At 70.8% G+C, this 7,782-nt stretch carries 6 protein-coding genes; 2 read left to right on the forward strand and 4 right to left on the reverse strand.

Features of this window, described 5'->3' with window-relative positions:
* Positions 1 to 40: 40 nt before the first annotated feature.
* The 4 genes from nagB to ACFVDO_RS07005 all read right to left on the reverse strand — a co-directional run bounded on the left by nagB (position 41) and on the right by ACFVDO_RS07005 (position 5,527).
* Positions 41 to 820, reverse strand: a complete 780-nt coding sequence (nagB, locus tag ACFVDO_RS06990) for a glucosamine-6-phosphate deaminase (RefSeq protein WP_378859070.1) — start codon at positions 818 to 820, stop codon at positions 41 to 43.
* Positions 813 to 1,790: an ROK family protein gene (locus ACFVDO_RS06995; RefSeq protein ID WP_378859069.1), complete on the reverse strand. Its 978-nt coding sequence runs from the start codon at positions 1,788 to 1,790 to the stop codon at positions 813 to 815. The genes nagB and ACFVDO_RS06995 overlap by 8 nt, the downstream gene beginning before the upstream one ends.
* Complete coding sequence (locus tag ACFVDO_RS07000) at positions 1,791 to 2,978, reverse strand: ROK family protein (RefSeq protein ID WP_378859068.1); 1,188 nt, start codon at positions 2,976 to 2,978, stop codon at positions 1,791 to 1,793.
* An 80-nt stretch (positions 2,979 to 3,058) separates the two neighbouring features.
* Positions 3,059 to 5,527 (reverse strand): family 20 glycosylhydrolase, encoded by a 2,469-nt coding sequence (locus ACFVDO_RS07005; protein WP_378859067.1) that lies wholly within the window; start codon positions 5,525 to 5,527, stop codon positions 3,059 to 3,061.
* A 109-nt stretch (positions 5,528 to 5,636) separates the two neighbouring features.
* On the opposite strand from ACFVDO_RS07005, the gene ACFVDO_RS07010 reads away from it, so the two are divergent.
* The gene (locus ACFVDO_RS07010) at positions 5,637 to 6,110 is read left to right on the forward strand and encodes a hypothetical protein (RefSeq protein WP_378859066.1); all 474 of its coding nucleotides are present in this window, start codon (positions 5,637 to 5,639) and stop codon (positions 6,108 to 6,110) included.
* Between the two features lie 129 nt (positions 6,111 to 6,239).
* Positions 6,240 to 7,782: L,D-transpeptidase (locus ACFVDO_RS07015; protein ID WP_378886846.1), on the forward strand; the 1,543-nt coding region annotated here is incomplete at its 3' end.

Below are 7,782 nucleotides of genomic sequence, written 5' to 3' on the forward strand. Positions count from 1 at the left end.
CCATGTCGGGATGCGGCCGCCGGAGTGCGTGTCGCGCGGGTCAGATGCCCTGCCAGGCGGGCTTGTTGGCGTAGGTGTAGCGGTAGTAGTCCGCGAGCCTGAGCTTCGAGGCCGCGGCCTCGTCGACGACGACGGTCGCGTGCTCGTGCAGCTGGATGGCGGATGCCGGCAGGATGGCCGAGACCGGCCCCTCGACGGCATCCGCGATCGCCTGCGCCTTGCCCTCGCCGAAGGCGAGCAGCACGAGGTGCCTGGCGCGCAGGATCGTGCCGAGCCCCTGGGTGATGCAGTGCCGCGGCACCTGGTCGATCGAGTCGAAGAAGCGCGCGTTGTCCTCGCGGGTCTGCTCGGTGAGCGTCTTCACGCGAGTGCGCGAGGCGAAGGACGAACCCGGCTCGTTGAAGCCGATGTGCCCGTCGGTGCCGATGCCGAGGATCTGCAGGTCCACGCCGCCGGCTGCGTCGATCGCGGCCTCGTAGTCGGCACCCGCGTGCTGGATGGTCTCGTCGGCGCCGTTCGGCACCTGCACGCGCGCCGGGTCGAGTCCGAGCGGCTCGACCACCTCGCGGGTGATGACGGAGCGGTAGCTCTCGGGGTGTGCCGGGTCGAGGCCGACGTACTCGTCGAGCGCGAAGCCGCGCACCTGCGACAGGTCACGCCCGGCGACCCGCTGCGCGAGCGCCTGGTACACGCCCAGCGGCGTGGAGCCGGTGGCCAGGCCCAGCACGGCATCCGTCCTGCGATCCAGCAGCTCGACGATCTCCTGAGCGACCAGCGCACCGGCGGCTGCGGCGTTCTCGACGATGACGACTTCAGCCATGAGCGGCGGTCTCCTTCACGGGGATGGGGCACTCGGCCGGTGCCGCGTCGAGCAGTGCGGCGCCGAGGGCCGCGACCGGCGAACCGGTCGGCAGCAGTTCGATTCTCTCATCGAGGTGCAGCGAGCGCATGAACGCCGAGTTCTCGGCATCCGCGCGCAGCGCCTGCTCGAGATCGCGCTGCAGGCGCTCGCCGAGCGCGGTCAGGCCGCCGCCGATGACGACGGTCTCCACGTCGACCGAGAGCACGAGGATGCGCACGGCCGCCGCCGCGCCCCTGGCGAGGTCCGCGCGGAGCCCTGCCGCGACCGGGTCGCCGGCTTCGGCCGCGTCGAAGATGTCGAGGACGGGCAGCTCGCCCGGGCGTCCCCACGCCCGAGCCAGTGCTCCGCCACCGCACAGCGTCTCGACGCAGCCGCGCTGGCCGCAGCCGCACACCCGGCCGTGAGGGTCGACCGAGATGTGTCCGACCTCGCCGGCGCTGCCGTGCCTGCCGCGCCAGATCCGGCCGTCGGTGATGACGCCGGCGGCGACCCCGGTGCCGAGATTCAGATAGGCCATGGATGCCTCGTCGGGACGCAGGGAGGCCGCTCCGAGTGCGGCCGCCTTGACGTCGTTCTCGACGGCGAACGGAGCGTCGATCACTCCGCGGGCACGCTCGGCGATGTCGAGAGACTCGACGCCGAGGTTCACCGCGTGCAGCACGCGGCCGGTCTCGCTGTCCACCATGCCCGGGATGCCCACGCCGACGGATCGGATGTCGGCGGCAGCGAAGCCCGACTCTTCGGCGAGCGCGAACGTGGTGTCCAGGATGCCGCGCACCACGGCGTCAGCACCCCAGCCCGTCGGTCGGCGCACGCGTCCGAGGATCTCCCCCGAGTGGTCGATCGCGACGGCATCCGTCTTCGTGCCGCCGACGTCCAGGCCCACTCGTATGGCCCGGCCGTCCAGCCGGGCGATTCCTGCCACCATCTACGAGACTCCCAGCTGACCGGAAAGGACCATCACAGCGGCACCGCGCAGCACGATGTCGTCCTGATGAGTGAGTCGGATGGCGACATCTTCGAAGATCCCCTCCAGGGTGCGGGCGCGCAGAGTGGCGATCGCCGCGTCGATGAAGACGTCGGCGAGCAGCTCCGGCGGCCCGGAGAGCACGATGTCGGACAGATCGAGTGCAGCGACGATCGGGGCGATGCCGATCGCCATGCGGGCGCCGGCATCGCGGAGGACCTCATCGCGAGCGGACGGATCGGCTTCGATCGCGGCCCAGAGGCGGGTCACGTTCAGCCACGCCTCCAGGCATCCCTCCTTGCCGCAGACGCAGCGCGGGCCGCCGTCGGTGCCGACCACCACGTGGCCGATCTCACCGGCGGCGAAGCGGCTGCCGAGCAGCGGCTGACTGCCGGTGATCAGCCCGGCGCCCACGCCGCGGCCGATCTTGATGAGCATGAAGTCGCTGCGCTCCTCGCCGAAGGTGTATTCGGCCAGGACGGCGGCATTGGCGTCGTTGCGGACGATGATCGGCAGGTCGAGATCGAGGCCGAGGCGCGACTCGAGCGGGAAGTCGTGCCAGCCGATGTTGGGCGAGCTGAGCACGACGCCGTCGGGACGCACGATTCCCTGGGCGCCGATGCCGACGCCGAGCAGCGGCCGGTCGGATGCCGCGATGAGGTCACGGGCGAGCTGCAGCGTCACGGCGTAGGACGCGTCGCCGTCGTCCTCGCCGGGGCGGGCGACCGTGCGGCGCTCGATCACGTCGCCGTCGAGGCCCATCACAGCGCCCTCGAAGTGCGTCGGCCCTGAGAGGTCGATGCCGATGATCTGGTGCCCGGCGCGATCGATGTCGACCAGGATCGGGGGCTTGCCTGGGCCGAAGGTCTCGCGCACGCCGATCTCTATCACGATGCCGTCGGCGATGAACTCGGCGACCAGGTCGGAGATCGTCACGCGGGTCAGACCGGTCTCCCTGGACAGGTCCGCACGGCTCATCGCGCCGGAGTGGTAGAGGGTCTGCAGGACGAGGGCGCGGTTGTGCCCGCGGGCGTGCTCGGGCAGAACCTTGGCGCGGGAGCGGAGCCGCCGCACGGGTCCGAAGGCGTGCGTCGGTGCGCCGAGGTGATCCATCGACGTCGGTGTACGCAGTTCATCCGATTCGGACATGTTTGTTAGTAGACCTTACGAACAAAATTTATGCAAGCCATGCCCCCGGCGAGGACAATCAGGGTTACCGAAACGTTACTTTACTCCGACCGGTCGCCACCAGGGTCGGATCCGCCCGACAGATCTGCCACGAGATCCGCGACGATCGCCTCACGCTGGGCCAGGGTCATCGGCTTGCCGGGAATGCCTGGTCGCCGCTGCGCGGGCATCGGACCGTCCAGTGGACGGTACTGCACACCGGCCGCCGCGAGGCGGCGCAGGTGCACCGGCAGCCGGCTCGCGAAGTCGTCGAACGACGGCGCCTCTCCCCCTTCCCAGAGCCGCTCCGCGATCGCCGAGAGCCGTGGGAAGACGGCGAAGTCCACTCGGTCACGGGTGGGCAGGTGCTCGCTCCACAGATTCGCCTGCCCGCCCACGGCTCCGTCAGGCACCCGCAGCGCGTAAGCGCGCTCGATCGGCAGCGGAGGACCCACCCGGATCGGCTCGTCCTCGGAGTCCGCCTGAGGATAGTCGAGGTAGACCTCGAGATCGGGACAGGCCACCACGGGGATGTCGCGACGCAGCGCTTCGGCCATCGCCACCGGGCCGCGCCAGGCCAGCAGCCGCACGCCCTCCGGCACGTCACCCGCGAGCACCTCGTCCCAGGCCAGCGCGGTGCGGCCGCGCGAACGGACGTGAGCGACGAAGGCCCGTGTGAACCACGGCTGCACGTCCCGCGGGGACGCGAGTCCGAGCTCGCGCATCCGCTCCTGCGCGGCGGGACTGGCCGCCCACTCGTCGGTCGGCACCTCATCGCCGCCGATGCCGATCCACTCCGCGCCGAACTGATCGCAGAGGGCGTCGATCGCGGCGCGGCCGAAGGACAGAGACGCCTCGGTGGGGGCCAGCACGCGCCGGTTCACGCCGAAGCGCTCCCACGGCCCCTCCGGCGGCGGCGACACGTCGGTGTTGCCGAGCTCGGGGTACGCGGCGAGCGCGGCCTGCACGTGGCCGGGCAGCTCTACCTCGGGCACGACCGTCACGAACCGCTCAGCCGCATAGGCGACCAGATCGCGGATCTCGTCGGGACGGTAGAAGCCCGCATGCTCGCCCGGTTCCACAGTCGCCAGCGGGCCGTGGCCGCGCTGCGTGGCGTGCCGCACCGCGCCGATCTCGGTCAGGCGCGGATACCCGGGCACCTCGAAGCGCCAGCCCTGATCGTCGGAGAGGTGCAGATGCAGCACGTTCAACTGATGCGCGGCGAGCAGGTCGATGATCCGGCGCACGTCCTGCACGGGCCGGAAGTGCCGCGCGACGTCCAGCATGAGACCGCGCCATCCGAACGCCGGCTCGCCCCGCCAGGTTCCCGAGGGGATGCGGCTGCCCAGCGGATGCTCCGGATCACAGAGCTGCCGCAGGATCGTCGTGCCCCGGAACACGCCTTCGGCGGAGCCGCCGGCGATCTCGACGCCGGACGCATCGACTCGGATGCGGAACGCCTCCGGACCGCCGACCTCGGAGTCGACGCGCAGCGCAACACCGGGCTGCGCGACATCCGGATGCCGCAGGCCGAGAGTCTCGCGCAACAGCGCCGCGACCGACTCCAACCCGTCCTGCGGAAGGACCGCGGTGCCCTGCTGCAGCACGAACGGCGCCGCATCGGTGTCGATCGAGTGCTCGGTGCGCGGCACGGTCGCACGATGCGGCGGCGGCATCCTGCGCAGCAGCCGTCCCGGAGTCGCACCGGTCGGCTCGCCGTCGGCGAGCACGGGCACGCCGGCCACCAGCACCTCACGGATGGCAGCGATCAGGGCTCGCGGGTCTTCGAGCGGATCGGATCCCGTGAGGGCCAGCGGGTCGAGCAGCACCAGGTCGGCGGCGGCCCCCTCGGCGATCGTGCCGCGAGGACGATCGCCGAGGTGCAGTCCGAGCACCTGCGCAGGAACGCCCGTGCGAGCATGCACCGCTCGCTCCAGTGCGGACCCGGGCTGGTCGCCGCGGCGTGCGTCCGGCAGACACACCACGCCGCGCTCCTCGACGACCAGGCGCAGCGCCTCGGACTCGGCCGCGGAGCCCGCGTCGCCGCACACGCCTGCCGCACCGGCATCCAGCGCCTCTCCCAGCATCCGCTGCATGTGCGCGATCTCGGCGCCGGTCGCCGGACGCTCTTGCCTCCCGAGCACCCGTTCGCGCAGGGCGCTCAGCGACACCAGCCCGACGACATTGCCGGCGGCGACCTCGCCGTGGGCGGGATCCTGCGCGCTCTGCTCGACGGCCTCGGTCGTCACCCCGCGTCGAAGGCTCCCGTGCGCGGCGCCGGGCGGCACCGGGAGGTCGATGAAACCGGGTGCGAGCACCAGCCCTGCGGCATCCGTCTCCACAGCCCCGTCCGGCAGCACGAACGGGTCGTCGTCGCCCGGCCTGCGAATTCCGACGATCCGCGGTCCCTCCACCGCGACATCGGCGACGTAGCGCGGCGCGCCCGTCCCGTCGATCAGCGTGACCGTGCGGAACACCCGGACTTCACCGACGGCGGACAGCGCGGCGCTCAGAGGAGTGAGAGGAGGCATCTGACAACGCTACTGGCCCCCCGGTTTCTCGTTCACCGCGCGAGTTGTGGTTGACTTGGCGCCGTTCGTTTGCGCGGGGAGACTCCTCGCGCGGGAGGGAAACGTACTCATGAACCGCCGAATCGCCGCAATCGCCATCGCCGCCGTCGCCGTCCTGGGCCTGACCGCGTGCTCGGGCTCGCCCGCATCCGACTCGTCCTCGGACATGTCGAGCTCCGCCTCCAAGGAGGCTCCCAAGTCCGACCAGTCGGTCGCCGAGGCCTGCAAGGTCGCCACCGACAAGGTGTCCGCCGCGACCAGCGGTCTGCAGGACCTCGACATGTCGAAGGCCGCCAGCGACCCGCAGGGCACCATCGATGCCCTCACCACCCTCGTCGACAGCCTCGGCGAGGCATCCGACACGGTCACCAACCCCGAGGTCAAGGCCGCCGTCACCGACTTCCACGACTCCTACGCGCAGCTGCGCGACGTGTTCAAGAAGGTCGTCGTCGACAAGGACACCTCGGCCGCATCCGACATCAGCACGCTGACCGGAGACCTGAACGACTCGGTGAAGGCTCTCACCAAGCTCTGCACGGCCTGAGCCGGAACCGACCCACTCGAGGGCGGATGTCGCATCACGCGGCATCCGCCCTCGACCGTTGCCACCTCGTTACAATCCGTCCCTTATCATTGATCCTGGAGGGTTGTCCAAAGACACGGGGGTGAGTTGGTGACTGATCTTGTTTCCGCGCCGAACACAGGGGCGCAGAACGTCGTGGCCGAGGGGGCCGCACCGACTGTGCCGTTGACCGATGCGCTGCCGCCGTCGGACGGCTCCGCGCACGTCGAGTGGGCGCCGAACGAACCTGCGCCGAAGAAGCGCCGGCTCGGACTGTGGATCGGAATCGGTGCGGGCGCGCTGCTGCTCGCCGCCGCGGGCGCGTCGACGATCCTCATCGCACCCGGCACCACTGTCGCCGGCATCCCGGTCGGCGGAATGACCGTGGGAATGGCCGCTGACGCGATCAGCTCACACCTCGCCGACACCGAGATCGTGCTCACCGGCTCCGGATCGGATGCCACCGTCAACGGCGCATCGCTCGGTGTCGAGGCCGACGCGAAGGCTCTCGCCGACGCAGCCTTCTCCGCGCACCCGATGTGGAACCTCGGCTCCTGGGGCGGCCAGCCGGTCAACGCCGACATCACGCTCGACCCGGCCGCAGCCGACCGCTCGCTGCGCGCCGCCGTGCCCGCCGCCTTCAAGGACGGCTCCGACGCCGTCGTCGCCTTCGATGCCAAGACCGGCGCCTACACCGTCACCCCGGCGGTCGAGGGCACCGGCATCGACCTCGATGCGCTGAGCAAGGCGTTCGTCACGGCCGTCGCAGACGGCAAGTCCTCGGCGAAGTTCGACGCCGCCAGCATCCCGGTCGCTGCCGACATCACCACCGACGAGGCGAACGTGGCTGCTGAGAAGCTCAACAAGATGCTCGGCACGGTCGGCTTCTACGTGGGCAAGGAGCGCACCGTGCCGGTCGCCCCGGCAGTGGCCGCCACCTGGCTCACCGTGACCCCCGTCGACGGCGACCTCGTGATCGACGCCGACGCCGGCGCCATCCAGAAGACTGTGGCCACGCTGCCGAAGGCCGTCGACCGTGCCGCCGTGAACGCCACCACCGTCGTGGACTCGAACGGCAAGGTGCTGCGGTCCCTGACCGCCGGGCAGACCGGCCGCGCCCTCGGCGACACCGCCGGCATCGCCGCGGCCTTCGCCGCTCAGCTCGGCCAGGGCAACGGCGCATACGCGCTGACGGTGAACGAGACCCCGTTCCAGACCACGCCGCTGTACCGCCACGCGGTCGTCGATCTGTCGCAGCAGCACGCCTACTTCTACGAGAACGGCAAGCTCGTCCGCGACTGGGCGGTCTCGACCGGCCGCCCCGGACATGAGACCGAGACCGGCAGCTTCCGGATCCGCGCGCACATCGCGAAGCAGGACATGGGCAGCGCCAGCGCCGGATACCTGACCAAGAACGTCCCATGGGTCACCTACTTCAACGGCGACCAGGCCTTCCATGGCACGTACTGGCACCACAACTTCGGGCACGTCATGAGCCACGGCTGCGTGAACATGCCGATCTCGGCCGCCAAGTGGGTCTACGACTGGGCTCCGGACGGGTTCCAGGTCACCGTTCAGCCGGTAGACGGCGTCGGCGGTCGGCCAGGCGATGCGCCGGGAGAGGGTGCGGACCTCCTTGCGGGCGAGGAAGAGC

Source organism: Microbacterium sp. NPDC057741, assembly GCF_042798735.1.
In the GTDB taxonomy this organism is placed as follows: Bacteria; Actinomycetota; Actinomycetes; order Actinomycetales; family Microbacteriaceae; genus Microbacterium.

What these genes read in the sequence shown, in the direction of transcription:
- ACFVDO_RS07010 (WP_378859066.1), top strand. Translation starts at nt 5,637, where the DNA reads ATGAACCGCCGAATCGCCGCAATCGCCATCGCCGCCGTCGCCGTCCTG.
- nagB (WP_378859070.1), bottom strand. Translation starts at nt 820, where the DNA reads ATGGCTGAAGTCGTCATCGTCGAGAACGCCGCAGCCGCCGGTGCGCTG.
- ACFVDO_RS06995 (WP_378859069.1), bottom strand. Translation starts at nt 1,790, where the DNA reads ATGGTGGCAGGAATCGCCCGGCTGGACGGCCGGGCCATACGAGTGGGC.
- ACFVDO_RS07005 (WP_378859067.1), bottom strand. Translation starts at nt 5,527, where the DNA reads ATGCCTCCTCTCACTCCTCTGAGCGCCGCGCTGTCCGCCGTCGGTGAA.
- ACFVDO_RS07000 (WP_378859068.1), bottom strand. Translation starts at nt 2,978, where the DNA reads ATGTCCGAATCGGATGAACTGCGTACACCGACGTCGATGGATCACCTC.